This is a genomic window from Streptomyces sp. NPDC029674 (assembly GCF_044903205.1).
Classification (GTDB): domain Bacteria; phylum Actinomycetota; class Actinomycetes; order Streptomycetales; family Streptomycetaceae; genus Streptomyces.
The window spans coordinates 247,669-272,015 of record NZ_JBJDPY010000002.1 but is presented as its reverse complement, the minus strand read 5'-3'; the positions used below and the strand labels follow the sequence as shown (position 1 = coordinate 272,015).

At 71.1% G+C, this 24,347-nt stretch carries 27 protein-coding genes; 17 read left to right on the top strand and 10 right to left on the bottom strand.

Features of this window, described 5'->3' with window-relative positions; translation table 11 throughout:
- Positions 1-2 precede the first annotated feature (2 nt).
- A complete protein-coding gene (locus ACI2L3_RS05160) occupies positions 3-710 on the bottom strand; it encodes a response regulator transcription factor (protein WP_404750933.1) in 708 nt (235 codons plus the stop codon).
- A 107-nt stretch (positions 711-817) separates the two neighbouring features.
- On the opposite strand from ACI2L3_RS05160, the gene ACI2L3_RS05155 reads away from it, so the two are divergent.
- The 6 genes from ACI2L3_RS05155 to ACI2L3_RS05130 all read left to right on the top strand — a co-directional run bounded on the left by ACI2L3_RS05155 (position 818) and on the right by ACI2L3_RS05130 (position 8,066).
- A complete protein-coding gene (locus ACI2L3_RS05155; RefSeq protein ID WP_404750932.1) occupies positions 818-1,336 on the top strand; it encodes a hypothetical protein in 519 nt (172 codons plus the stop codon).
- A gap of 580 nt (positions 1,337-1,916) precedes the next feature.
- Positions 1,917-3,275, top strand: coding sequence for an aspartate aminotransferase family protein (locus tag ACI2L3_RS05150; protein WP_404750931.1), 1,359 nt, complete (start codon positions 1,917-1,919; stop codon positions 3,273-3,275).
- Between the two features lie 188 nt (positions 3,276-3,463).
- Complete coding sequence (locus ACI2L3_RS05145; RefSeq protein ID WP_404750930.1) at positions 3,464-4,159, top strand: GntR family transcriptional regulator; 696 nt, start codon at positions 3,464-3,466, stop codon at positions 4,157-4,159.
- Positions 4,156-6,564 (top strand): dolichyl-phosphate beta-glucosyltransferase, encoded by a 2,409-nt coding sequence (locus ACI2L3_RS05140; RefSeq protein WP_404750929.1) that lies wholly within the window; start codon positions 4,156-4,158, stop codon positions 6,562-6,564. The genes ACI2L3_RS05145 and ACI2L3_RS05140 overlap by 4 nt, the downstream gene beginning before the upstream one ends.
- Before the next feature lie 121 nt (positions 6,565-6,685).
- A complete protein-coding gene (locus ACI2L3_RS05135) occupies positions 6,686-7,336 on the top strand; it encodes a hypothetical protein (protein WP_404750928.1) in 651 nt (216 codons plus the stop codon).
- Positions 7,337-7,412: 76 nt separating this feature from the next.
- The gene (locus ACI2L3_RS05130) at positions 7,413-8,066 is read left to right on the top strand and encodes a dihydrofolate reductase family protein (RefSeq protein ID WP_404750927.1); all 654 of its coding nucleotides are present in this window, start codon (positions 7,413-7,415) and stop codon (positions 8,064-8,066) included.
- 28 nt (positions 8,067-8,094) lie between these two features.
- Here ACI2L3_RS05130 and ACI2L3_RS05125 read toward each other — a convergent pair whose 3' ends face one another.
- The gene (locus ACI2L3_RS05125; protein ID WP_404750926.1) at positions 8,095-8,835 is read right to left on the bottom strand and encodes an SLATT domain-containing protein; all 741 of its coding nucleotides are present in this window, start codon (positions 8,833-8,835) and stop codon (positions 8,095-8,097) included.
- Between the two features lie 250 nt (positions 8,836-9,085).
- Between ACI2L3_RS05125 and ACI2L3_RS05120 the strand changes: the two genes are divergently transcribed.
- From ACI2L3_RS05120 to ACI2L3_RS05110, 3 genes are all read left to right on the top strand, one after another.
- Positions 9,086-9,427 carry a YbaB/EbfC family nucleoid-associated protein gene (locus tag ACI2L3_RS05120; RefSeq protein WP_079087076.1) on the top strand — a complete coding sequence of 114 codons (342 nt, stop codon included), beginning with the start codon at positions 9,086-9,088 and terminating at the stop codon, positions 9,425-9,427.
- A 77-nt stretch (positions 9,428-9,504) separates the two neighbouring features.
- The gene (recR, locus tag ACI2L3_RS05115) at positions 9,505-10,104 is read left to right on the top strand and encodes a recombination mediator RecR (protein WP_404750925.1); all 600 of its coding nucleotides are present in this window, start codon (positions 9,505-9,507) and stop codon (positions 10,102-10,104) included.
- Entirely contained in the window at positions 10,097-10,756 is a 660-nt protein-coding gene (locus tag ACI2L3_RS05110; protein ID WP_404750924.1) for a DUF5063 domain-containing protein, read from the top strand. The genes recR and ACI2L3_RS05110 overlap by 8 nt, the downstream gene beginning before the upstream one ends.
- 268 nt (positions 10,757-11,024) lie before the next feature.
- On the opposite strand, the gene ACI2L3_RS05105 is transcribed toward ACI2L3_RS05110, so the two are convergent.
- On the bottom strand, positions 11,025-11,423 hold the full coding sequence (locus ACI2L3_RS05105; protein WP_404750923.1) for a hypothetical protein: 399 nt from the start codon (positions 11,421-11,423) through the stop codon (positions 11,025-11,027).
- Positions 11,424-11,459: 36 nt separating this feature from the next.
- On the opposite strand from ACI2L3_RS05105, the gene ACI2L3_RS05100 reads away from it, so the two are divergent.
- The 8 genes from ACI2L3_RS05100 (at position 11,460) to ACI2L3_RS05065 (ending at position 19,229) form a co-directional block, all read left to right on the top strand.
- The gene (locus ACI2L3_RS05100) at positions 11,460-12,302 is read left to right on the top strand and encodes a helix-turn-helix domain-containing protein (RefSeq protein WP_404751327.1); all 843 of its coding nucleotides are present in this window, start codon (positions 11,460-11,462) and stop codon (positions 12,300-12,302) included.
- Positions 12,299-12,559: a DUF397 domain-containing protein gene (locus tag ACI2L3_RS05095; protein WP_404750922.1), complete on the top strand. Its 261-nt coding sequence runs from the start codon at positions 12,299-12,301 to the stop codon at positions 12,557-12,559. The genes ACI2L3_RS05100 and ACI2L3_RS05095 overlap by 4 nt, the downstream gene beginning before the upstream one ends.
- Positions 12,560-12,834: 275 nt before the next feature.
- Positions 12,835-13,767, top strand: a complete 933-nt coding sequence (locus ACI2L3_RS05090; protein ID WP_404750921.1) for a hypothetical protein — start codon at positions 12,835-12,837, stop codon at positions 13,765-13,767.
- Between the two features lie 50 nt (positions 13,768-13,817).
- Positions 13,818-14,396: a Uma2 family endonuclease gene (locus ACI2L3_RS05085; RefSeq protein ID WP_404750920.1), complete on the top strand. Its 579-nt coding sequence runs from the start codon at positions 13,818-13,820 to the stop codon at positions 14,394-14,396.
- 248 nt (positions 14,397-14,644) lie between these two features.
- Positions 14,645-15,922 carry an aspartate kinase gene (locus tag ACI2L3_RS05080; RefSeq protein ID WP_404750919.1) on the top strand — a complete coding sequence of 426 codons (1,278 nt, stop codon included), beginning with the start codon at positions 14,645-14,647 and terminating at the stop codon, positions 15,920-15,922.
- Positions 15,919-16,977, top strand: coding sequence for an aspartate-semialdehyde dehydrogenase (locus tag ACI2L3_RS05075; RefSeq protein WP_404750918.1), 1,059 nt, complete (start codon positions 15,919-15,921; stop codon positions 16,975-16,977). The genes ACI2L3_RS05080 and ACI2L3_RS05075 overlap by 4 nt, the downstream gene beginning before the upstream one ends.
- 360 nt (positions 16,978-17,337) lie before the next feature.
- On the top strand, positions 17,338-18,000 hold the full coding sequence (locus tag ACI2L3_RS05070; protein ID WP_404750917.1) for a SigE family RNA polymerase sigma factor: 663 nt from the start codon (positions 17,338-17,340) through the stop codon (positions 17,998-18,000).
- A 74-nt stretch (positions 18,001-18,074) separates the two neighbouring features.
- Positions 18,075-19,229, top strand: coding sequence for a hypothetical protein (locus ACI2L3_RS05065; RefSeq protein WP_404750916.1), 1,155 nt, complete (start codon positions 18,075-18,077; stop codon positions 19,227-19,229).
- A gap of 31 nt (positions 19,230-19,260) precedes the next feature.
- Here ACI2L3_RS05065 and ACI2L3_RS05060 read toward each other — a convergent pair whose 3' ends face one another.
- The 7 genes from ACI2L3_RS05060 to ACI2L3_RS05030 all read right to left on the bottom strand — a co-directional run bounded on the left by ACI2L3_RS05060 (position 19,261) and on the right by ACI2L3_RS05030 (position 24,236).
- Positions 19,261-20,046 carry an SURF1 family protein gene (locus tag ACI2L3_RS05060; protein ID WP_404750915.1) on the bottom strand — a complete coding sequence of 262 codons (786 nt, stop codon included), beginning with the start codon at positions 20,044-20,046 and terminating at the stop codon, positions 19,261-19,263.
- Between the two features lie 54 nt (positions 20,047-20,100).
- Positions 20,101-20,319 (bottom strand): hypothetical protein, encoded by a 219-nt coding sequence (locus tag ACI2L3_RS05055; protein ID WP_404750914.1) that lies wholly within the window; start codon positions 20,317-20,319, stop codon positions 20,101-20,103.
- Between the two features lie 9 nt (positions 20,320-20,328).
- Positions 20,329-21,555: a beta-ketoacyl-[acyl-carrier-protein] synthase family protein gene (locus ACI2L3_RS05050; RefSeq protein WP_404750913.1), complete on the bottom strand. Its 1,227-nt coding sequence runs from the start codon at positions 21,553-21,555 to the stop codon at positions 20,329-20,331.
- Positions 21,552-21,800, bottom strand: a complete 249-nt coding sequence (locus tag ACI2L3_RS05045; protein ID WP_404750912.1) for an acyl carrier protein — start codon at positions 21,798-21,800, stop codon at positions 21,552-21,554. Before ACI2L3_RS05045 ends, ACI2L3_RS05050 begins: the two co-directional genes overlap by 4 nt.
- 40 nt (positions 21,801-21,840) lie before the next feature.
- Positions 21,841-22,686: an alpha/beta fold hydrolase gene (locus ACI2L3_RS05040; RefSeq protein WP_404750911.1), complete on the bottom strand. Its 846-nt coding sequence runs from the start codon at positions 22,684-22,686 to the stop codon at positions 21,841-21,843.
- Positions 22,687-22,770: 84 nt separating this feature from the next.
- Positions 22,771-24,006: a beta-ketoacyl-[acyl-carrier-protein] synthase family protein gene (locus tag ACI2L3_RS05035; protein ID WP_404750910.1), complete on the bottom strand. Its 1,236-nt coding sequence runs from the start codon at positions 24,004-24,006 to the stop codon at positions 22,771-22,773.
- Entirely contained in the window at positions 24,003-24,236 is a 234-nt protein-coding gene (locus tag ACI2L3_RS05030; RefSeq protein ID WP_404750909.1) for an acyl carrier protein, read from the bottom strand. Before ACI2L3_RS05030 ends, ACI2L3_RS05035 begins: the two co-directional genes overlap by 4 nt.
- Positions 24,237-24,347: the final 111 nt, after the last annotated feature.

The following is a 24,347-nucleotide window of genomic DNA, read 5'->3' as shown; positions in this document are numbered from 1 at the left end:
GGTCAGTCCGTGTCCGTGGGGGTGACGTGGCCCTCGGGCGCCGCGAGCTTCACGCCGACCGTGCGGACCGTGTGCAGGTAGCGGGGGCGCTGCGCGGTCTCGCCCAACTTCCGCCGCAACCAGGAAAGGTGGACATCCACCGTCTTGTCGGCGCCGCCCAGGGGCTGCTGCCAGACCTCGGCGAGGAGCTCCCGGCGCGAGACCACCTGGCCGGGGCGGCGGGCCAGGTAGGCGAGCAGGTCGAACTCGCGCGGGGTGAGGTCGAGGGCCGTGCCGTCGAGGGTGACCTCGCGGGCCATCGGGTCGACGGAGAGCGCGCCCACGCGGAGGGGTTCCTCCGTCTCCGCCGCACCGAGGCGGCGCAGCACCGCCTTGATCCGGGCGTCCAGTTGGGCGGCGCCGAAGGGTTTGACGATGTAGTCATCGGCGCCGGCTTCCAGAACCGTGACCATCTCGGGCTCGTCGTCGCGGGCCGTCGCCACGATGACGGGCACGTCGCTGACGGCACGCAGCATGCGCAGCACCTGGGCGCCGTCGACGTCCGGCAGCCCCAGATCGAGCACGACCAGATCGGGCCCGCTGGTCACCGCCGCGTCAAGGCCCGCCATGCCGCTCGGCGCGGTCGCCACGGCGTGCCCCTTGTCGCGCAGGGCCCGCACGAGCGCGCCGCGGAGCTGGGGGTCGTCCTCGACGACGAGAAGATGCGCCATACAACCACCGTAGTGAGGGGCGGGGCTCGGGCTCGGGCAGGGTCCTTGTCGGGGCACTTGTCGGGGCCTTAACCGGACGTTAGGAAACGATGCGGCACAGTGGCGGGATGAGGAAGTGGCGGAACGCCGTCGTCACGGCGGCGTGGGTGGCCGTGGGCACGGCCGCGGGGGCGCTGGGCGCGTGGCAGTTGGCCAGCGCGGACGGTGGGGGCGGGGCGGCGCACAGTCGTCCGCTGGACGAGTCGGCGGTGCGGCGGGCGCTGGCCGAGGCCGCGGACTCTCCTCCGGTGCGCCCGGAGACTCCCTCTCCCTCGCCGTCCTCCTCCCGCTCGTCCTCTTCCTCCCCCTCGCCCTCCGCCTCGCCCTCCGCCGAGCGGTCGACGGTCCGTTTCACCGGCGGCTCCGCCACGGTGGAGTGCCGTCCCGACGGCACCGTCCGCCTCATTTCCTGGAGCCCCGCGGACGGCTTCCACATAGACGACGACGTCGAACGCGGCCCGGCCCCCGCCGTCCACCTGGAGGCGGAACCGGCCGACGACGACGAACAGGAGGACCTCCCCTACGAACTCCGCTGCACGGAGTCCGGCCCACGGGCCGAGGTCGTCCCCGACACGGACGAAGACTGAAAGCCCAGCACGCGCCCGTTTCCCGGCTGCCGGTCCGCTGTGGCTGATCGCGCAGTTCCCCGCGCCCCTGAACGACCCCGGATGACCGCCTCCGCCATGCCCGCCCCACCCAGGGGCGCGGGGAACTGCGCGCTCAACCCCCACCGGCGGCAAGCCGAACCAGGCAAGCCCGGGTGACCTGGGCAGAGCGGCCGACGGAGCCCCGCCCCACCCAGGGGCGCGGGGAACTGCGCGCTCAACCCCCACCGGCGGTAAGCCGAACCAGGCAAGCCCCGGGTGGCCTGGGCAGAACGGCCGACAGAGCCCCGCCCCACCCAGGGGCGCGGGGAACTGCGCGCTCAACCCCCACCGGCGGCAAGCCGAACCAGACAAGCCCCGGGTGGCCTGGGCAGAGCGGCCGACAGAGCCCCGCCCCACCCAGGGGCGCGGGGAACTGCGCGACCAGCCCCCACCAGCCCGCACCCGAGAAGCCGCAGGGGAACGAAAACCCCCGCCACCCGACACTCTGTCGGGTTCAACCCCCCACGCCCGACAGGACGCCCATGTCCCGTCCACTCCGTGGACATCTACCCTCGGCCCCATGACCCCTCAGCCGAATCCCCAGGTCGGCGCCGCCGTGAAGGCCGCGGACCGCGCACACGTCTTCCACTCCTGGTCCGCACAGGAGCTGATAGACCCGCCGGCCATAGCCGGCGCCGAAGGCTCGTATTTCTGGGACTACGACGGAAACCGCTACCTCGACTTCACCAGCGGCCTCGTCTACACCAACATCGGGTACCAGCACCCGAAGGTCGTCGCCGCGATCCAGGAGCAGGCGGCGACGATGACGACGTTCGCGCCCGCCTTCGCCATCGAGGCCCGCTCCGAGGCCGCACGCCTCATCGCGGAGCGCACCCCCGGCGACCTGGACAAGATCTTCTTCACGAACGGCGGCGCCGACGCCGTCGAGCACGCCACCCGCATGGCCCGCCTGCACACGGGCCGCCCCAAGGTCCTCACCGCGTACCGCTCGTACCACGGCGGCACCCAGCAGGCCATCAACCTCACCGGCGACCCGCGCCGCTGGGCCTCCGACACGGGCACGGCGGGCGTCGTCCGCTTCTGGGCGCCGTTCCTCTACCGGTCCCGTTTCCACGCGGAGACGGAGGCGCAGGAGTGCGAGCGCGCGCTCGAGCACCTCGAGGACACCATCACCTTCGAGGGCCCGCAGACGATCGCCGCGGTCATCCTGGAGACCGTCCCCGGCACCGCCGGCATCATGGTCCCGCCGCCCGGCTACCTCGCCGGTGTCCGCGCGCTCTGCGACAAGTACGGCATCGTCTTCGTCCTCGACGAGGTCATGGCGGGCTTCGGCCGCACGGGCGAGTGGTTCGCCGTCGACCACTTCGAGGGCGTCGTACCGGACTTGATGACCTTCGCCAAGGGCGTCAACTCCGGATATGTGCCGCTCGGTGGCGTCGCCATCTCAGCGAAGGTCGCCGAGACCTTCGCCGAGCGGCCCTACCCGGGCGGCCTCACCTACTCCGGCCACCCGCTGGCCTGCGCCGCCGCCGTCGCGACGATCAACGTCATGGCGGAGGAGGGCGTCGTCGAGCACGCCGCGACGCTCGGCGCGCAGGTCATCGAGCCGGGCCTGCGCGCGCTCGCCGAGCGCCACCCCTCCGTAGGCGAGGTACGCGGCACCGGCATGTTCTGGGCCCTGGAGCTGGTGCGGAACAGGGAGACCCGCGAGCCGCTCGTGCCCTACAACGCCACCGGCGAGGCGAACGCCCCCATGGCCGCGTTCGGCGCCGCCGCGAAGAAGCACGGCCTGTGGCCCTTCATCAACATGAACCGCACCCACGTCGTGCCCCCGTGCAACATCACGGAGACGGAGGCGAAGGAGGGCCTGGCCGCCCTGGACGCGGCGCTCTCGGTGGCCGACGAACACACGGTGTAACACCGGCTCACCTGGGGTGACGGTCGGGGGGGGGGGGGGGGGGGGGGGGGGGGGGGGGGCGCGGCCGCCCCCCCCCCCCCCCCCCCCCCCCCCCCCCCCCCCCCCCCCCGCGTAGTCTGGCGTGCTCGTAAAGGAACACACACACGACCACGCACACGACCACGCATACGACCTCGCGGGGGAAACAGATGCCCGGCACCGACGGCCCCGCCGTCATCCGCAGCACTCTGCGCCAACAGATCGCCGACGCCCTCCGCGACGAGGTCCTCGCCGGCAGGCTGGAGCCGGGCCAGGAGTTCACGGTCAAGGAGATCGCCGAGCAGTACGGCGTCTCCGCGACCCCCGTCCGCGAGGCCCTGGTCAACCTCACCGCGCAGGGCCTCCTCGACGCCGACCAGCACCGCGGCTTCCGCGTCCACGAGCACACGCTGGACGACTACCGCTCCATGCTGGAGGCCCGCGCCCTCGTCGCCGACGGCATCTTCCGCGATCTCGCGGCGCACGGTGCCCGCCGGGACGTCGGCGCCGCGCTCGTCTCCGTGCGCCGCCGCGGCGAGGAGGCGGCCCGCGCCGCCTGCGCCGGCGACCTGACCGTCCTGATCGGCTACGACCTCCGCTTCTGGCGCGAGCTCAGCGCCCTCTTCGGCAACCCCTACCTCTCCGACTTCCTGCACAGGCTGCGCCTGAAGTCGTGGGTCTGCGCCGTCACCCACCTGCGGCGCTGGAGCGACATCAGCGGCGGTGACCTGCGCGGCCTGCTCTGGTCCCGGCACACCGAGCTCGTCGACGCGCTGGTGCGCCGGGACCCGGACGCCGCCCACGCGATCGTCGTGGAGTACAACGCGCACTCCCTGTCCCTCATCGAGCGGCTGGCCGCTGCATGAGCGTGGATCTGACAGTCGTCGTTCCGGCCTACAACGAGGAGCGGCGCCTGGGCCCCACGCTGGCCGCGCTCCGCGACCACCTCGATCTGACGTACCGGGGCGCGTGGGAGCTGATCGTCGTCGACGACGGCTCGACCGACGCCACCGCGGAGATCGCCGCCGAGGCGTCCGCCGCCGACCCCCGCGTCCTGCTGGTGCGCAGCGACCGGAACCGAGGCAAGGGCCACGCGCTGCGGCTCGGCGTCCTCGCCTCGTACGGCCGCCGCGTCCTGGTCACCGACGCCGATCTCGCCGCGCCCATCGAGGAGCTCGACCACCTCGACAAGGCGCTCACCGACGGCCACGCGGCCGCCATCGGCTCCCGCGCCCGCCCCGGCGCGACCATCGGCGCCCACCAGCACCGCCTGCGCGAGCTCCTCGGCCGTACCGGCAACTTCCTGATACGCACGGTCGCCGTCCCCGGAATCCGCGACACCCAGTGCGGCTTCAAGCTCTTCGACGGCGACCGGGCCCGCGAGGCGTTCGCCGCGTCCAGGCTGCACGGCTGGGGCATAGACGTCGAGATACTGCAGTACTTCCGGCGGTCCGGCTGGCCCGTCGCCGAGGTCCCCGTGCGCTGGTCCCACCAGGAGGGCTCGAAGGTCCGGCCGCTCGACTACGTGAAGGTCCTCGCCGAGCTGACCCTCCTCAAGGCCCGCGCGGTCCGCCGGGCCGACGTCCTGGTCGCGCTCCTCTTCCTGGCCCTCTCCTTCCTCCTCTTCTCCGGCCGCTGGACGGGCCCCGCGCACCGCTACTTCCCCGACTCCATGCAGGACCAGAACCAGTGGGAGTGGTTCTTCGCGGTGACGGCGGACAACATCCGCCACCTGAACAACCCCCTGTTCACGACCCTTCAGAACGCCCCGGACGGCGTGAACCTCATGGCCAACACGGTCATGCTCGGCCTCTCCGTCCCGCTCGCCCCCGTGACCTGGCTGCTCGGCCCGGCGGCCGCCCTGAACGTGGCGATGACCGGCGGCCTCGCCCTCACCGCCGTCACCTGGTACCGGCTGATCCGCGGACGCCTCGTGCCGCACCGGGGCGCCGCCGCCACCGGCGCGGCCCTCGCCGCCTTCGCGCCCCCGATGGTCAGCCACGCCAACGCCCACCCGAACTTCATCGTCCTGTTCATGATCCCGCTGATCATCGACAGGGCGCTGCGGCTCTGCGAGGGCACCCGCGTCGTACGCGACGGAGTCGTCCTCGGCCTCTTCACGACGTACCAGATCTTCCTCGGCGAGGAACCGCTCCTCCTGGCCGCGCTCGGCATGCTGCTCTTCGCCGTCGCGTACGCGGCCGTGCGCCGGGACGTGGCGCGGGCCGCGTGGCGCCCGCTCGCGCGCGGCCTCGCGATCGCCCTCGCGGTCACGATCCCGCTGGTCGCCTTCCCCCTCTACTGGCAGTTCTTCGGGCCGCAGAGCTACAAGAGCGTGCTGCACGGCGACAACGCGGGCAACAGCCCGCTCGCGTTCCTCTCCTTCGCCGAGCGCTCGCTCGCGGGCAGCGACGCGACCGCCGACCACCTCGCCATGAACCCCACCGAGGAGAACGCGTTCTACGGCTGGCCGCTCGTCGCGCTCGCCTTCGCGATCGTCGTACGCCTCTGGGAGCGCACGGTGGTCAAGGCGCTCGCGTTCACCGTGCTCGCGGCTGCCCTGCTCTCCCTGGGCCCGAAGTTCCGCATCCCGCTGACCGACACCGTGCTGCCCGGCCCGTGGGCGGCGCTCTCCGGCCTGCCCCTCTTCGAGTCCGTCATCGAGTCGCGCGTCGCGATGGTGTGCGCCCCGGCGCTCGGCATGCTCCTCGCGCTGGCCCTCGCCCGCCTGCTGTCCGCCCCACGGCGCACACACCAGTACGCGGGGCTCGCGGCCGTCGCCGTCGCGCTGCTGCCGATCCTGCCCGCGCCGCTGAAGGCCGTGGACCGGGCGGAGGTGCCGCCGTTCATCGCGCAGGGCACCTGGCGCACGTATCTCGGCGCCGGCGAGACCCTCGTCCCGGTGCCGATCCCGGACGCCGGCAACGCGGAGGGCCTGCACTGGCAGACCACCGCCGACCTGGACTTCCGCATCCCCGGCGGCTACTTTAACGGCCCCTGGGGCCCGGACCGCATCGGCATCTACGGCCCCTCGCCCACCAACACCTCGAACCTGCTGCGGGACGTCCGCTCATCGGGCCGCGTCCCCGAGGTCACGCCCGCCTGGCGGGACGCGGTCCGCCGGGACCTGACGTCCTGGAACGCGGGCCTCCTCGTCCTGGCGCCGCAGCGGAACGACGGACAACTGCGCGCGACCGTGGACGCGCTCGTAGGCCGTCCCGGAAAGTGGGTGGGCGGCGTATGGATATGGGACCTGCACAGGGGCAGCTAGAGGAACAGGGCCCCAACTACGCTGCCTGCACGCAAAGCACCACACGGCAACGAAACGCCCGCCCGCACCGCCCCGTCCGTCGCTCACCCAACCCTTCCCGACCCGACCCGAGGAGTCCTTCTTGGCCTGCGACCTGTGGCTGGTCCCGCTCGTCGACGTGCTGTGCCACAGCGCCGACAACCCCTTCGCGGAAGAGCTCGCCGTCTACGACAAGGCACTGAACGAGGCCGGCCTGCCGCCCGTCCCCGTCTTCGCCTACATGCCGGGACTGTCCGGCGACGTCGCCCCGGTCGCGGGCTTCGACTACGACGCGCTGCATTTCCTGCGCCGCGCCTACCTCCTCCAGATCTGCGGCCTTGAGGTCACGCCGGTGGACGCGCTGGGCGGTGACTACGAACAGCTCCTGGAGATGTTCGACGCCACGGCCCAGCAGTCGCACCTGGTCTGGCACTACGACCACGCGGGCGCGTACGTCCCCGTGGACTTCCCGGCCCCGCTCTCCAACGACGAGCTCCTCGCGGGCGGCGGCCCGCTCGGCTCCTCGCAGGCGCTCCTGCGCGAGCTGGAGTACGTGGCCCCCTCGATCGGCATAGACCCCGCCAACCCACCCCTGCCCCCCGCCCCGCCGGCCGCCCCCACCTCCCTGGAGGAACCGGCGGCCCCGTCCCCGCCGGACGAGAGCCCCTTCGCGCGCGAGCGCCACGTCTGGCTGGGCCTGCACGCGGCGGCGACCCGGAGCCTGGCCCAGGGCTCGATGATCATCTACAGCTAGCGACTCACGTAATCAGCGATGAGTTTCCGTGCCCCGCCCGGTCTGATTCTCGTACGCGACTACCAGAGGGAGCCACATGAGTCAGCGGAGCCAACTGCTGAGGGTGCACAACTTCGTCGTGTCGCAGGACGGGTTCGGCACCGGTGAGGGCCAGAGCCTGGAGCGGCCCTTCGGTCACGCGGACCCCCGGGAGCTGATGGCCTGGGCGGGTGCGACGGCGAGCTGGCCGAACCGCACCGAGCCGGGCGGGAGCCAGGGTCTGGACGACTACTTCGTCCGGGACTTCCACCGCAACATCGGCGCGGAGATCATGGGCCGCAACAAGTTCGGGCCGCAGCGCGGTCCCTGGCAGGACCACGAGTGGCGCGGCTGGTGGGGCGACGAGCCCCCGTTCCACACGCCCGTCTTCGTGCTGACCCACCACGAGCGCCCTTCGTTCACGCTCTCCGACACCACGTTCCACTTCGTCGGCGGCGACCCGGCCACAGTCCTCGAACAGGCCAGGGAGGCAGCACAGGGCAAGGACGTGCGGCTCGGCGGCGGAGCCACCGCCATCCGGCAGTTCCTGGCGGCGGGCCTCGTCGACACGCTGCACGTGGCGGTCTCACCGGTGAAGCTGGGCTCCGGGGTCCGGCTCTGGGAGTCTCCCGACGACCTGCTCGACCGCTACCACCTGGATGTCGTGCCGAGCCCGAGCGGCGTGACGCACCACTTGTTCTGGCGCAGGTGACGTACCGCCGCCGTACGGGGGTGGCCGGTCAGCGGGGCTCGGGGGGCCGCTGACGGGGCATGTTCGGCCGGGCCCCGGGCGGCAGCGGAAACCGCCCGGGGGAGGCCGGCGCCTCCCGCGGCGCACCGGCCGGGCTCATCGCCTGCATGGCCAGCGGCACGGGCCCGGCCCGGAACTCCACCATCCAGTCGGAGGTCTCCGCCCGCACCAGCTCCGTCACGTCGTCGGAGAACCGGCGCAGCACCCCGAGGCACCGCTCGGCCGCTTCCCCCGCGGTGCCCTCGGCGGGCCCGAGCACCTCGCGCACGCTCTCCGAAGCCCAGTCGAACTGCAGCACCTGGAGCCGCCGCTGCACGGCCTGCGCGGTCGCCACGTCCCGCATCCACCCGGACGTGAGCCCGAAGAACCGGTCGCAGCCCACGCACGCCACCCCTGCGAGGAGCGACACGAACCCCCAGGACGCGTCGGGCCCCGCGCCCGCGGCCAGATCGAGCAGCGGCAGCACGCCGGCGCCCAGGGCGCCGAGGGCGGCGCCACCACGCAGCAGCCGGGCCGCGCGCCGTTTGCGGGCACGGTCGATGAGATACCACTCGGCGGTGTTCAGGGCGCCGCGCTCCACCCAGCGGTACAGCTCGTCGAGACGCGCGGCCGGCTCGCCCCAGTCCCCGAGGGGAAAGGCCCGCCCGGTCAGATCCCCGACCCGAGCCCCCGCCCCCGAATCCGGCCCCTCGGGGGGCATCCCCTCGGGCTGCATCTCCGGCTGGCTCACCCGGCACTCCTCTACGAGATCGCGCGTATCGACACTAAGTCCTACCGCCCAATGGGTGGCCATGACCCCTGGTGCACGGCTTTTCCGCCCGGAAGAGGCGCTTGATCAGGTATAGGAAGACGGCAGATGACGGCAGATCTCACTCGAAAGAGTGCTGGGGCGACCCGCCGTCCGACCACGTAGGCTCGTTCTTGGCGGAAACCCCGCCAGATGGACCCGTACAGACGGACCGTACGAAACGGAGCTGATCGTGATCCCCGGTGGTGGCCAGCCCAACATGCAGCAGCTGCTCCAGCAGGCCCAGAAGATGCAGCAGGACCTCGCGGCGGCGCAGGAGGAACTGGCGCGCACGGAGGTGGACGGCCAGGCCGGCGGCGGCCTCGTCAAGGCGACGGTGACCGGCTCCGGCGAGCTGCGCGGCCTGGTGATCGACCCGAAGGCGGTCGACCCCGAGGACACGGAGACGCTGGCGGACCTGGTCGTCGCGGCGGTCCAGGCGGCCAATGAGAACGCGCAGGCGCTGCAGCAGCAGAAGCTGGGCCCGCTGGCCCAGGGTCTGGGCGGCGGCGGCATCCCGGGCCTTCCCTTCTAAGAAACCCCCCGGCCAACTACGGTACGTAGAAGCCGGACACTCTCAGCAGCACAGCATGACTACGGGAAAGGCGCTCCGTGTACGAAGGCGTGGTTCAGGACCTCATCGACGAGTTGGGCAGGCTGCCCGGCGTCGGTCCCAAGAGCGCGCAGCGGATCGCCTTCCACATCCTCCAGACGGAACCGACGGACGTGCGCCGCCTCGCCCACGCCCTCCTCGAGGTCAAGGACAAGGTCCGCTTCTGCGCGACCTGTGGGAACGTCGCGCAGGAAGAGTTCTGCAACATCTGCCGCGACGCGCGCCGCGACCCTTCGGTGATCTGCGTGGTGGAGGAGCCGAAGGACGTGGTGGCGATCGAGCGCACCCGCGAGTTCCGGGGCAAGTACCACGTCCTGGGGGGCGCGATCAGCCCGATCGAGGGCGTGGGCCCGGACGACCTGCGCATACGAGAACTCCTCGCGCGCCTCGCGGACGGCACGGTCACGGAACTCATCCTGGCCACCGACCCGAACCTGGAGGGCGAGGCCACGGCGACGTACCTCGCGCGCATGATCAAGCCCATGGGCCTGAAGGTCACCCGCCTGGCCAGCGGACTCCCTGTCGGGGGAGATCTGGAATACGCGGACGAGGTCACCCTGGGCCGCGCTTTCGAGGGGAGACGACTCCTAGATGTCTGACGCCACGCTGAACACCGTGATCGACAATCCGGACGACTTCGCGGTTCAGATCTCCGACCAGGTCGAGAGCTTCATCGTCTCGGTCAGGGAGGTCGCGAGGGGCGACGAGCCGGACTCGGCCGTCCCCTTCCTCCTCCTGGAGGTCTCTCAGCTGCTCCTGGCCGGCGGCCGCCTCGGCGCCCACGAGGACATCGTCCCCGAGGAGCGGTACGAGCCGGACCTCGGCCCGGAACAGGACGTGGACGACCTCCGCGAACGCCTGGCCCTCCTCCTGGACCCGATCGACGTCTACTCCGAGGTCTTCGACCCGTACGAGCCCCGCAAGGCCCCCGTGCCCTGCCGCATCTCGGACGATCTGGCGGACGTGGTGGCGGACCTCTGCCACGGCCTGGCCCACTACAAGGCGGGCCGCACCACAGAAGCGCTCTGGTGGTGGCAGTTCTCCTACTTCTCCAACTGGGGCTCCACCGCCTCCGGCGCCCTCCGAGCCCTCCAGTCCCTGGTCGCCCACGTCCGCCTGAACCAGCCCCTCGAAGACCTCGACGGCCTGGACACGGACGAGGACCTGGCGGCGGAGGGCCTGGAGGAGGAGGCGGGGAAGGTGATGGCGGAGGAGATTGCGGGGCCGCTCGGCCTCCGGACGGTGAAGTAGCTCCCGCCCTTCGGCCCTGACTTCTGTGCGGCCGTCGCGGCCCGCAGCCGTGCCCCAAAAGCGGCATTCACCGTTTCACTCGTCGAGCCGAGCACGCAAACGAAGACGGGGGCGCCCGACGCCCCGAGGTGTCCGACGCCGAATGGGCGGCCCGCGAGGAGGCGGCGCGCAAGGCGACCGAGGCGTACGTACTGGCGCACCCGCACCGGAAGTCGCCGAGCCAGCAGTCCGGCTGAGGGACTTGCAGCCGAGGAAGGCCACGGACTGATCATTCCGTGTGCAGCCTCAACGCGGACAGCAGCCGCCCGGGTCCCACGTACGGAGCCGTCGGTGTCGGCTCTGAGTACCAGAGCAGCGGCCACGTGTTGCCCGCCAGTGCCGGGATGCCGATGTACGTCACCGTGCGCGGGGTACCGAAGCGCTGTACGCCCAGCGGCCACGTGTGGTCCTTGGCCGTGCCCGGGGCCACCAGGAAGTACATCCAGCGGAATCCCGTCGCATCGCAGATGACGGGGCCGGCGTCCCCGTCCGCCTCGGCGAGCAGTCGGGCGGCGACCTGTTCCCCTCGTACGCCCTGAATGCGCAGGGTGTCGAAGTGGACGCCCGATACCCGGAGTTGGTGCCCGGCCAGCGGGACCCACTCGGGCCAGTGAATTGCGTTCGTCATGGTCACACTGTGGGGAGCGTGGGGTTACGCTCGGTAGTGACTGAGGGGATACACGCCCGGCTGTATCCGTCGGAGGTGGTCACTGTGTCCGTTCAGTACAACCCGACGTGGCGTTACAGCGGGAACCAGTTGAAGCGGTGGCGTATGAAGGCGAACGTCACGCGGGAGGAGCTGGGCGCCGCCGCCAATTACGCGCCGGACACGATCAAGGCCATGGAGCAGGGTGTCCGGATGCCGACGGCGCGCGTTCTGGACGCGGCGGATGACTTGTGCCGGGCGGACGGGTTGCTGAGCGCGGCGAAGGACTACGTGAAGGCGGAGAAGTTTCCGGCGCGGGCTCAGGACTTCATGGATTACGAGCAGCAGGCAGTGAGCTTGTGGTGGTACGAGGTTGTGCTGATCCCCGGGCTCTTGCAGACGGAGGCGTACGCCCGGAGGCTGATCAGCTCCTTCGTGCCACCGTTGGACGACGAGACCATCGAGGAACGGGTCGCGGGCCGGTTGGAGCGCACGGAACTCCTGAAGCGGAAGCCGATGACGGCGTTCAGCTTCGTTCTGTACGAGCCGGTGCTGCGTGGTCCACACGTGGACAAGGGCCAGCTGCTGCACATGCTGGAGATGGGGCGCCGCAACAATGTCTCCATCCAGGTCCTGCCCTACGGGCGGGCCATGTCCTCCGCGCTCATGGGGCAGATGGTTCTGCTCGAAACTCAGGACCGCGAGCGCTTCGCCTACGCGGACGGCTCATCCGTGAGTCAGCTCACTTCGGATGTCGAGGTGGTGAGTTCGTACACAGAGCGGCTTAGCGTGATCCGCGCGGAGGCCCTCGGTAGTGAGGGGTCGGTGCGCTTCATCGAGCAGATGGTGGACGAGCTGTGAACGACGAGCTGGAGTGGTTCAAGTCGAGCTACAGCGACGACGAGGGGGGCGCTTGCCTCGAAGTGGCCCTCCGGTGGTTCAAGTCGAGCTATAGCGGCCCTGAAGGGGATGCCTGCCTCGAAGTCGCCCTGGAAGGGCGCGAGTCCACGTGCCCGGATGTCCATATCCGAGACTCGAAACTCCCCGCGAGCCCCGAGGTCACCGTCTCCGCCCCCGCCTGGGCCACCTTCATCGCCGCAGTTCAGCCCGGAGCTTGAGTCCCGGGACCCGAGCTTCTTCCTGGGTCTGGTTCACCGGAGAAAATGACCCAACCAACCCACCCAAAACGGGAGTTGCGCGTTCCGTCACCCTCAAGAGTGACGTTCCGTAGTCGGCTTGCGCCGGAACGTAAAGGCGCCCTAGGTTCGCGGCAATAGAACGGCCCCGGTCGGTGCTACCAACACCGGTCCCGAGGCCTAGTCCTACGATCGATCAGAGGTCGACCGTGGCTTACGCCAATCTTAATGCTGCCCTCCCCTCCCCGTCCCACCCCATGGCCAAATCGGGGTACGGCAAACGCCTCGCGGGTGACGCGGAACCGGACACCGAGCCCGACTTCGCACACTTGGGCTCCCGCGACGCGGAATTCGCGACGTTCGTCGATCACCTCCCCGACGGGGCGGCGATGGGCCACAAGGTCATCGCCGCCGAACACCCCCGCTACGGCCAGCAGGCCACCCGTACCTCCCTCAGGCGCCTCACCGAGGCCGGTCACCTGCGCTGGGTCAAGGAACACATCACCGTCGAGGACAACTCGATGCGGTGGGTGACCAGGACGTACTGGTCGAGGGAGCCGAAGTCCCGCGAGTGGTGGGCCGAGTTCGTGCGGGAGCGGCACGGGCGGGACGTCACGGACGCGTACCAGCCGGGCCTGGCAAGGGTGACCGAGCCGGAGCCGGAGGAGACGGCAGCCCCGGCGCCCGAGCCGAGCACCGCGCACCGCACGCTCGCCCAACTCCGCACCGCCGACCCCCGCATGGCCCTCTCCGAGCAGGAGTGCAAGCAGCTCGCGCCCCGCGCAGCGGAATGGCTCGCCCGCGGGGCCACCCCGCAGGACATCACCCGCGCCCTCACCGACGCGCTGCCGCCCACCGTCACCAACCCGGGCGGTCTCGCCCGCAACAGACTGGAGAACAAGATGCCCCCCAAGCGTCAGGCCCCCGCCAAGGCACGCGCCCGCGTCACGCGAGCCGTGATGATCTGCCCGTTCTGCGAGGAGCCCGAGACGTCTGTCGAGCTGGTCGACGGGATCTGCCTGGACTGCTGCCCGCCGGAGGAGCGGTCGGGGTACGTCCCGGACACGTTCCTCGCGAGGCCGCGCCCCCGCCCCGGCCCGGCGGCGGACGACGGCGTCGTGGACGTGACCGAGCGGGTGGCGGAGCTGCGCCGGGCCGCCGGACTGCCGACGCCCCGGGACGGCGTATGAGCGTGCAGGACGTGCCGGCCCGGGCACCATGGAGTCAAGGAGGCGACGCCATGACCCCCAGGACCACCGACCGGCCGCAGATGTCCGTCGAGGACTTCGAGGAGCTGGCCAGCCGTGCGCCCGAGACGGTGCGGTTGGAGTTCATCAATGGAAAGGTCCAGGTCAAGCCGGCGCCGGATGGTTCCCACGGCCAGATCGTCATGTGGTTGATCAAGTGCTGCATGCAGCAGCGCCCCGAGCTGTCCCTCTTTCCCGAACAGGGCCTCAAGGTCGCGGGCTACCGGAAGGGCCGGGCCCGCCCGGACGGCGTGCTCGCGCCGGACGAGAACTTCGTGGGCCAGGGGCAGTGGGCCGATCCGGCCGGCGTGCTGATGACCGTTGAGGTCACCTCCTACGACCAGGATGCCGACCGGCGCGACCGCGTCGAGAAGCCCGACGGGTATGCCGCCTCCGGCATTCCGGTGTATCTCCTCGTCGACCGGGACGCGGGCGAGGTGCGGGTGTACGCGGATCCGGAGGACGGGAGGTACCGCAGCCTCGTCCGGCGGGCGTTCGGCGATGCCGTCGAGCTCCCCGAGCCCGTCGGTATCACCCTGGACACGGCCAAGCTCAAGGAGTACGCCGCCTGAGGCCCCCGGCCAGAAGCCGCCAGACCCTGTGACCCGGGACACTTTCCGGAGTGCCCCGCTCCCAACCGGGCATGTGCCAAGCCGAGCGGCCGGAACGTACGCCCCGAAGAGCGGGAACGTATGCCAGTGGTGATCAACTTGTGAGCGGGACATCTCACGATGTGATATCTGCGAGGCGAATTTCGGCCGCTCGTTAGACTGAGCCGACCGCAGTAGTGCGGAACAGACGGACTGAGCGAGGAGCGCACGTGGGCCTTGTCGTGCAGAAGTACGGAGGCTCCTCCGTAGCCGATGCCGAGGGCATCAAGCGGGTCGCCAAGAGGATTGTCGACGCCAAGAAGAACGGCCACCAGGTCGTTGTCGTGGTGTCGGCGATGGGTGACACGACGGATGAGTTGATCGATCTCGCCGGACAGGTATCCCCGATCCCTGCCGGACGCGAATTCGACATGCTGCTGACCGCTGGTGAGCGGATCTCGATGGCCCTGCTGGCCATGGCGATCAAAAACCTGGGCCACGAGGCCCAGTCGTTCACGGGCAGCCAGGCCGGCGTCATCACCGACTCCGTCCACAACAAAGCGCGGATCATCGACGTGACCCCGGGCCGCATCCGGACCTCGATCGACGAGGGCAACATCGCCATCGTCGCCGGGTTCCAGGGTGTCAGCCAGGAGGGCAAGAACATCACCACGCTGGGGCGTGGTGGGTCGGACACGACCGCCGTCGCCCTCGCCGCCGCCCTCGACGCCGAGGTGTGCGAGATCTACACGGACGTGGACGGTGTCTTCACCGCCGACCCGCGTGTGGTCAAGAAGGCGCGGAAGATCGACTGGATCTCGTTCGAGGACATGCTGGAACTCGCGAGCTCCGGGTCCAAGGTGCTCCTCCACCGGTGTGTGGAGTACGCACGCCGATACAACATCCCGATTCACGTGCGGAGCTCGTTCTCCGGGCTTCAGGGCACGTGGGTCAGCAATGAGTCGACTCAGCAAGGGGAACGCACGGTGGAGCAGGCCATCATCTCCGGTGTCGCGCACGACACCTCCGAGGCCAAGATCACGGTCGTCGGCGTGCCCGACAAGCCGGGCGAGGCCGCCTCGATCTTCCGCGCGATCGCGGACGCCGAGGTCAACATCGACATGGTCGTGCAGAACGTGTCGGCCGCATCGACGGGTCTGACCGACATCTCCTTCACCCTTCCCAAGGCCGAGGGCCGCAAGGCCATCGACGCCCTGGAGAAGACCCGGTCGGCCATCGGCTTCGACTCTCTTCGGTACGACGATCAGATCGCGAAGATCTCGCTCGTCGGGGCAGGGATGAAGACCAACCCGGGCGTCACCGCGACCTTCTTCGAGGCGCTCAGCGACGCCGGCGTGAACATCGAGCTCATCTCGACCTCCGAGATCCGCATCTCGGTCGTCACCCGCGCCGACGACGTGAACGAAGCCGTGCGCGCCGTGCACACCGCCTTCGGGCTCGACTCCGACACGGACGAGGCCGTCGTCTATGGAGGCACCGGGCGATGAGCCGTAAGCCGACGCTCGCGGTCGTCGGAGCGACCGGGGCCGTCGGCACCGTCATGCTCCAGATCCTGTCGCAGCACGCCGACATCTGGGGCGAGATCAGACTCGTCGCCTCCCCGCGCTCGGCCGGCCGCAAGCTGGCCGTGCGCGGGGAGGAGGTCGAGGTGCATGCCCTGTCCGAGGACGTCTTCGACGGGGTCGACGTCGCCATGTTCGACGTACCCGACGAAGTGTCCGAGCAGTGGGCGCCCGTCGCCGCCGCCAAGGGCGTCGTCGTGGTCGACAACTCCGCCGCCTTCCGGATGGACCCGGACGTTCCGCTGGTCGTCCCGGAGGTCAACCCGCACGCCGCGCGCGTGCGGCCGCGCGGCATCGTCGCCAACCCGAACTGCACGACGCTCTCGATGATCGTGGCCGTCGGCGCGCTGCACGCCGAGTTCGGGCTGCGCGAGCTGATCGTCTCCTCGTACCAGGCCGTGAGCGGGGCGGGCCGCGACGGCATCGATACGTTGCGTCGGCAGCTGAACCTCGTCGCCGGCAGCGAGCTGGGCACCAGCCCCGGTGACGTACGCCGTGCCGTGGGCGACGACACCGGTCCCTTCCCGGAGCCCGTGGCGCTGAACGTCGTGCCGTGGGCCGGGTCCCTGAAGGACGACGGCTGGTCGTCCGAGGAGATGAAGGTGCGGGACGAGTCGCGGAAGATCCTCGGCCTGCCGGGGCTCCGCGTCGCCGCCACCTGCGTGCGCGTGCCCGTCGTCACCACCCATTCCCTGACCGTCCACGCGCGCTTCGAGGACGAGGTCACCGTCGACAAGGCGCGCGAGATCCTCGCCACCGCGCCTGGTGTCGTGCTGTTCGACAATCCGGCCGCGGGGGAGTTCCCCACCCCGGCCGACGTGGTCGGGACCGATCCGACCTGGGTGGGGCGCGTGCGGCGCGCGCTGGACGACCCGACCGCGCTGGAGCTCTTCGTGTGCGGGGACAACCTGCGCAAGGGCGCCGCGCTGAACACCGCGCAGATCGCCGAGCTGGTGGCCGGGGAGTTCACGGCCGGCTGAGCCGAACGGCCATAGGGAACGCGCGGATTACGCGGATTGGTACATACCACCCCACGGGCGAGCCCTTTGTGGGATCTGTGTAAGTTCTGTGTCCAACTCGGTGACCATGAACGCTTGAACTGGATCATCTCCGCGTTCGAAGATTCGCGTCTGATCACTGCAACCGGCGGCGGGACGGGGGGCGTCTTTAGCGGTCGCCCTCAGGGGCGGCCCAAGCGCCGGAATTAAATGGGGCATAGGGGAAGAGCTGGTACGCATGGGGGCATTTGATGCATCGTCACGAGCGGTGCCCGCGCGACATGCCGCAAACGCGATGCCGGATGCGTACAACCCTGATGGGGGGAAGCGTGTCCAACAAGCGTGGCAGAGGTACTCGACTTCACAGCGGTACAGGCGAGAGGCGCGGCAGCGCTGCGTCCTACTCGGCGTCCCCGCGCGACCGGCGGCATGCCGGTGATCGCACCCATGCCCGCGACGCGGCCCGGCCGTATCCCGGCGCAGCGCGAGGGCGCTGACGACACGATGACCGCGGGCACCACAGTCGACCATCTCACCGAGACCTACCGCGCCCACTACCGGTCGCTGCTCGGCCTCGCCGCGCTGCTTCTGGACGACACGGCGTCCTGCGAGGACGTGGTGCAGGAGGCGTTCATCCGGGTCCACTCGGCCCGCAAGCGGGTGCGTGACCCGGAGAAGACGCTGGCCTATCTGCGTCAGACCGTGGTCAACCTCTCGCGGTCCGCGCTGCGCCGGCGCATCCTCGGCCTCAAGCTGCTCTCGAAGCCGATGCCCGACATGGCGAGCGCGGAGGAGGGGGCGTACGACCAGCTGGAGCGCGACGAACTGATCAAGGCGATGCGCGGCCTCCAGCGGCGCCAGCGCGAGGTCCTCGTGCTGCGCTACTTCGCCGACATGACCGAGGCGCAGGTCGCCGAGACCCTGGGCATATCCCTTGGCTCGGTGAAGGCGTACGGCTCGCGCGGCATCGCGGCCCTACGGGTCGCCATGGAGGCGCCGGCATGAGTGAGCGCAAGCGTGATGAGCAGGGCGGATTTGAGCACCATGGCAGGAACGAGCACCATGGCAGGAACGGAAACGTGAACCACGGTCCCGAGGGGTCCGGTGCGGACGACGTACCCGGTTCGGCGGGTGAGGAGCGCGACCCGGAGGACGGGCTGAAGCCTGACGGTGGGGCGAAGCCTGCGGGCGGCCTTCGGGCGGTCGGCGGGCTCGGCTCCGAAGACGGCCCCGGGTCCGAGAGCGACCTCGGCGCCGACGAGCTCGCGCTGCGGCGCCTGATGCGGCAGGCCGTCCAGGAGATCGAGCCGGGCGAGCGCGCCCTCGACCACCTGCGGAAGGCGGTCCCGGCCCGCCGGGCCCGCAAGCGCCAGGCCGTCGTCGGCATCGCGGCCGCCGCGCTCTTCATCGGCACCGCGGTCCCCGCCCTCGTGCACGTCACCAACTCCAAGGGCGACTCGGACGACCGCCCCTCGATCGCCGGCAACAGCCAGGACGCGCAGGGCGGTTCGAGCCAGGGCAAGGGTCCCGGCGGCGGCTCGAAGGAGACCGACAAGAAGCCCGACAAGTCCAAGAGCAAGGACAAGAAGGGCAAGAAGGACAAGAAGGACGGCAAGGAGAAGGGCGGCACGGGCGGCGGCGGTACGGGATCGCCCGACCCCCCCACCTCCGAGGCCGCCAGCTCGCCGGTCTGTGACGCGGCCCAGCTCGGCGCCACCGGCAGCGCGAACCCCGCGGACGCCAGCGGCTCGGTGTACGGCTCCTTCCGCGTCTCGAACGTCTCCGACAGCAGCTGCACGGTCGAGGCCGCGGGCGCCGTCAGCGCCGTGGCGCAGGGCGCGGCCGACCCCACGAAGATCGTCGTCGTCGACCACACGGCGGGGGACGCGGCGCTCGGCCTGCCCGACCCGTCCCAGGAGGCCAGCCCGCTGGTGCTGCAGCCCGGCGCGGCGTACGAGGTGCGGTTCGCCTGGCTGCCGTCGGAGAAGTGCCCATCGGACGGCGGAGAGCCCACGCCCGACCCGTCGCCCTCCGAGGGCGGCAGCGGGACTCCGAGCGGCGGAACGCCGGAGGGCGGCGTGGAGCCGCAACTGGGCCGGGCGGACGGCGGCGTGGCCGACGGCAGCGTCCTGGTCTCCCTGACGGCCGAGGCGGGGTCACCGTCGGCGGGCGCGACGATCACGAACGCGTGCGCGGGGACGGTGTACCGGACCGGGGTGCTGCCCGCTTCCTAGGCGGGTGGCACAGGCCGCTCGGGGCAGGCTCTCAGGCCTGGGACTCGGTGAGCAGGCCGAGGCGGGCGTCGCGGGCTACCTCCGCCTCGCGGCGGAACAGCCGGAACCACATGAAGAGGACGAAGCCCGCGAAGACGAACCACTCGCCGGTGTAGCCGAGGTTCTGGAAGGCCTTCAGGTCCAGGCCCGTGTTGTTGGGCGCGGTCGCCGGGACCGCCTTCATCCCGGAGTCGGCCTTGTCGAGGGTGATCCACGCGTCGTACACGTCGTCGCGTACGAGGTTGACCAGTGACGCGGAGCTGATCGCGCCGAGCTGGCCCTGCGGCAGGCCGCCCGCGGCGCTGACGCCGTTCGACCCGGGGCTCTCCGAGGCCTGCAGGGCGCCCGTCACCGTGACCTTGCCCTTGGGGGCAGCGGGGGCCTTGGCGGCGCTCGCGTCGCCGGGGAGCCAGCCGCGGACCACGGGCAGCGACTTGCCGTCGTCCGTGCGGAGCAGCGTCAGGACGTAGAAGCCCTGCTTGTCGTCCAGTTTCCGGTCCGGCACAAGGAGCTGCGTCCCGTAGCGGCCGGTGGCCGTGGCCTGCTCGCCGGAGGTTTCCTTGTCGACGGGCAGCAGGGAGGCGAGGGGGCGGCCGTCGGCGCCGCCGCGGGCGTCCGCGGCCTGCTCAGCGACCTGCTCCTTGGCGGACTCGTGATCCTGTACGCGGTCCTCGAAGCGGCCGAGCTGCCAGGACCCCATGAAGATGCAGAAGGGGATGGCCAGCACGACGAAGATGTTGATCCCCCACCAGCGGGGCGTCAGCAGAAACCGGTACACACCCCCAAGGTACGGTGCCGCCCGTCCCCACCGATCTGTGGGGTCCACCCCGCCTCACTCCTGGGCGCACCCGGCACGGCCCTGCTGGATGAGGATGTTTCCCAGCATGTCGCGGACGGCGGAGACGGTGACGTCGAGGTTGTCGGTGTCGGTGTGAGGGGTGGCGCCGGTCCGCCCTGCGCGGCACTCGTGCAGGACGACCTCGATGCGGACGCGTGCGACGGCGCCGTCGGGATCACGGTCGAAACGGATCCATCCGCTGATGCCGCACACGACGTCTCCTCACGCCGGGGCGAGGACCAGCACGGCGTTGTGCCCGCCGAAACCGAAGGAGTGGCTGACGGCCGCGCGTATCCGTTGCGGGCGGGCCCGGGCGGTGACGCAGTCGATGCCGAGGCCGGGGGCGACGGTCCGGAGATTGGCGATCGGTGGCACTTGTCCGTGCTGGATGGTCAGTGCGGTCAGCGCGGCTTCGATGGCCCCCGCGGCACCGAGGCTGTGGCCCAGGACCCCTTTCGCGGCCGTGACGGTGGGGTGGTGCGGCAGCACTCGGGTGATGAGGGCGGCCTCGGTCATGTCGTTGGCCAGGGTGGACGTTCCGTGCGCGTTGACATGATCGACGTCGCGCGGGGTGAGGCACGCGTCGGCCAGCGCCGCCCGCAGGGCGCGTTCGGCTCCCGGCGCGCCCTCGGGCTGGGCGGTCGGGTGGTGCGCGTCGGAAGTGGTGGCGCAGCCGGCAAGCAGCGCCCTGGGCCGGTGGCCGCGGGCGTGCGCGTCCGGGGCCCGCTCCAGCACCAGGACACCCGCTCCCTCGGCCATGACGAAGCCGTCGCGGTCGGCGGCGAAGGGGCGTGAGGCGGCGCCCACGTCCTCGCGGCGGGAGGACAGGGCTCCGGTGCGGTGGAAACTCGTGGTCGTCAGGGGGCTGGTGGACGCCTCCGTGCCGCCCGCGACCGCGATGTCGCACGCGTCCTGGGCCAGCAGGTCGCGGGCGGTGACCAGCGCCGTGGCACCGGAGGCGCAGGCCGTGGAGATGCACAGGCCGGGGCCGCGGGCGCCGAGGTCGATGGAGACCTCGCCGGCGGCGATGTTCGGCAGGAAGTGCACGGTGGCCAGCGGGGAGACCCTGTCGGCGCCCTGGTGCAGCAGGCGCTGGTGCTGCTCCTCCCATTCCCACGTACCGCCCAGGCTGCAGCCGATGACCACGGCGACGCGGGTGCCGTCCCAGGTGCGCGGGTCGAGGCGGGCGTCCCGCACCGCCTCGCGCGCGGCGAGTACCGCGAGCTTGACGAAACGGCCCATGCGCCAGGCCTTGCGGCCGCCCATCCGGTGGCGCAGGTCCCCGAGGGCGGGCACGCGGCAGGAGAAGTCGACCGGCAGACCGGCCAGCCGTGGGTCGCGCGTGGCGGTCGAGGCGCCGGACAGGACGCCCTGCCAGGTGGGGTCGGTGCCGTCGCCCGCCGCGGTGACGAGGCCGATGCCGGTGATCGCGATGTCGGTCCGGCTCATGCCGTGCTCCCGGCGTCACGGCCGGCCGCGAGGGAAGCGGCCAGTCGGGAGACGGTCGTCGTCTTGGCGACGATGCCGACGGCGGGCTTCACACCGAGGCGTTCCTGAAGGATGAGGGAGAACTCCGCCAGTGCGAGCGAGTCGAGATCGAGCGACTCCAGGGTCGCCTGCGGGTGGATGGCCTCGGCGGGGACCTCGAAGTCGTCGGTGAGGACACGGTGGATCGTGGCGACGATGTCGGGCATGGGAACCTCCTGGTGGGGGTCGGCGGGAGGGCCCGGCCGGTCACGGAGTGCCGCGAGGGGCCGGCGGAAGGTCCGTGAAGTGGTGCAGCGCGAGGGCCGCCACCTCGGCGGGTCGCTCGAGCAGCACCCAGTGGTCCGAGGAGTCCAGGACGACGAACGAGCTGCCCGCGATGGTCGCGGCGAAGGCACGTTGGGTCGGCACGGGGATGAGGGTGTCGTGCGCGCCGCTGAAGACCAGCGTGGGTATGCCGTCGAGGCCGTCGGCCGTCATGTCGCACACCATGTCGCTCCCTTGCTCCAGGGCCTGCCGCGCGTGGGGAATCCGCAGCTGCTGCAACAGCGTCCGGCGGACATAGCGGTACGCCAACTCCCGGTTCAGCACCGGGAGGTCGGGGTCCATGCACAGCATGGTCTCGGCCAACATGGACGCCAGCGCAGCCTCCTGACCCTCGGAAAACGTCGCCGCACGCTCTTTGAGCCGCCTCCGGGCATCCGGAATGTTCCACGGCACACCGCCCAACACCAGGCGTGCGACCCGCCGCGGGTGGGCCTGGGCGTACCGGTGGACGATGACGGAGCCGTAGGAGTATCCGAACAGGTTGACCTGCTCGGCCCCGAGGTCGTCGATGACCTGGGCGATCGCTCGGCTCAGCAGGTGCGGTGCGAGTGGGATGGCGGGCGCCGTGCTGTCCCCGGTGTCGGAGCCGAGGGTCACGACGTCGGCGACCGGAAGCAGTGCCTTCTCCATGGGGGCCCAGTCGTACATCCCCTGGAACACGCCGCCCAGGAGGACGATCGGGTGAGTGCGGGGCGCGGGCCCGCGGAGGAGCCGGTAGGCGTACCGCAGGTTGTCCACGGTCATGGAGCGGATCGTCTCGTCCGGCACGGTTCGGTTCCCCCGTACAGTGTTCGGGCCGACGAAGCGTGTGGTCGGCGCAAGGGTCGGGCGTCGGGCATCGGGCGTCGGGCGTCAGGCTCGGGTGAGCACCAGCGCGGCGGCGAAGCCACCGAAGCCCATGGAGGTCTTCACGGCGTGGTCGAGGCGCGCGGGACGGGCGGCCCGGGTGACGACCCGGCCCCGGACGCCGGGATCGAGCGACGTGAGGTTGGCGGTGGGCGGCACGACCTGGTCGCGCAGGGCCAGCGCGGTCAGCGCGGTCTCGATGCCTCCCGCGGCCCCGAGCGTGTGCCCGACCATGCCTTTGCTGGCGGTGATCAGCGGGCGCTCGCCGCACACTTTCGCGAGGACCTCGCTCTCGACGAGGTCGTTCATCCGCGTAGAAGTGCCGTGTGCGTTGACGTGGTCCACTTCCGCGCCGGAGATGCCGGCGTCGGCGAGGGCGGCGCGCAGGGCGCGCTCCAGCGCGGCGCCGTCGCTGGTCGGGGCCACGGTCGCGCCGGGGTCGGTCGCGGCCCCGTAGCCACTGACGCGCGCGACGACCTTCGCTCCGCGGGCCCGCGCGTGCTCCGGACGCTCCAGGACCAGGATGCCGGCGCCCTCGCCGAAGACGAAGCCGTCCCGGCCGGTGTCGAAGGGGCGGCTGGCGGTCTCGGGGGCGCCGCGTCGCGTGGACAGCGCCTTCAGCTGGCAGGCGCTGGCGACCAGCATGCGGCAGATGGCCGCCTCGGCACCGCCGGTGATCACGACGTCGCACTCTCCGGAGCGCAGGAGCCGGTGTGCCGCGCCCACGGCATGGGTGCCGGAGGAGCAGGCCGCGGACACGGCGAGACTCGGCCCGGCCGCGCCGAGGTCACGCGTCACGCTGCCGGTGGCCCCGGTGACGGGCGTGAGCAGGCTGGTCTTGGGGGAGACGCGGCCGCGTGCCAGCAGTCGGGCGAGCTGCTCGTCGTAGTAGGGGAGGCCGCCGTGGGCGTTGCCTATGACGACGCCCACCCGGGCGCTGTCCCACGCGCGGCTGTCCAGATCCGCGTCGGCGACCGCCTCACGCGCGGCCACGACGGCGAACTGGGCGAACCGGTCCATCAGCCGGGACACGGCCACCCCGAGCCGCCCCGCCATGTCGATGTCGGCGGCGTAGGCGAAGTCACAGGGCAGGCCCGCCAGGGCCGGATGCGGGCCCACACCGGCCGGAACGCCACCGCTCACCACCGCTTTCCAGGAACGGGGGGCGTCGGCGCCGGCCGCCGTCACCAGCCCGACCCCCGTCACCGCGGCGGAGAACGGCGCCACACGGGAGGGCCTCACGACGTCGCCCTCGCGGCGACGACGTGAACGAGGTGCGCCACCGTGTCCCGTGAGGTGATCCTGGCGTCGTCGAGATCGATGTCCAACCGCTCCTCGATGAGTACGCGGAACTCTTCCAGAGCGAGGGAATCCATCCGCAACTGCTGAAGAGCGGTATCGTCCGGAACGGCTTGTGCGTCGACGCCGAAACTCTGCCGCAGCACCTCGTAGACGTGTTGTGTGGCGTTCATACGTTCTCCCCGAGGCGAGAATGTTCGTGTGAGTGGAGTTCCATCCGGGTGGTGGCCGTATACCTAAACCACCCTTGAGGGCTCTCCGTCAGCACGCTCCGGCGCGCACCA

Excerpts from the sequence above, each read along its gene's own strand:
- ACI2L3_RS05160 (WP_404750933.1), bottom strand. The coding sequence starts at position 710 with ATGGCGCATCTTCTCGTCGTCGAGGACGACCCCCAGCTCCGCGGCGCG.
- ACI2L3_RS05155 (WP_404750932.1), top strand. The coding sequence starts at position 818 with ATGAGGAAGTGGCGGAACGCCGTCGTCACGGCGGCGTGGGTGGCCGTG.
- ACI2L3_RS05150 (WP_404750931.1), top strand. The coding sequence starts at position 1,917 with ATGACCCCTCAGCCGAATCCCCAGGTCGGCGCCGCCGTGAAGGCCGCG.
- ACI2L3_RS05145 (WP_404750930.1), top strand. The coding sequence starts at position 3,464 with ATGCCCGGCACCGACGGCCCCGCCGTCATCCGCAGCACTCTGCGCCAA.
- ACI2L3_RS05140 (WP_404750929.1), top strand. The coding sequence starts at position 4,156 with ATGAGCGTGGATCTGACAGTCGTCGTTCCGGCCTACAACGAGGAGCGG.
- ACI2L3_RS05130 (WP_404750927.1), top strand. The coding sequence starts at position 7,413 with ATGAGTCAGCGGAGCCAACTGCTGAGGGTGCACAACTTCGTCGTGTCG.
- ACI2L3_RS05110 (WP_404750924.1), top strand. The coding sequence starts at position 10,097 with ATGTCTGACGCCACGCTGAACACCGTGATCGACAATCCGGACGACTTC.
- ACI2L3_RS05105 (WP_404750923.1), bottom strand. The coding sequence starts at position 11,423 with ATGACGAACGCAATTCACTGGCCCGAGTGGGTCCCGCTGGCCGGGCAC.
- ACI2L3_RS05090 (WP_404750921.1), top strand. The coding sequence starts at position 12,835 with ATGGCCAAATCGGGGTACGGCAAACGCCTCGCGGGTGACGCGGAACCG.
- ACI2L3_RS05085 (WP_404750920.1), top strand. The coding sequence starts at position 13,818 with ATGACCCCCAGGACCACCGACCGGCCGCAGATGTCCGTCGAGGACTTC.
- ACI2L3_RS05075 (WP_404750918.1), top strand. The coding sequence starts at position 15,919 with ATGAGCCGTAAGCCGACGCTCGCGGTCGTCGGAGCGACCGGGGCCGTC.
- ACI2L3_RS05050 (WP_404750913.1), bottom strand. The coding sequence starts at position 21,555 with ATGAGCCGGACCGACATCGCGATCACCGGCATCGGCCTCGTCACCGCG.
- ACI2L3_RS05045 (WP_404750912.1), bottom strand. The coding sequence starts at position 21,800 with ATGCCCGACATCGTCGCCACGATCCACCGTGTCCTCACCGACGACTTC.
- ACI2L3_RS05030 (WP_404750909.1), bottom strand. The coding sequence starts at position 24,236 with ATGAACGCCACACAACACGTCTACGAGGTGCTGCGGCAGAGTTTCGGC.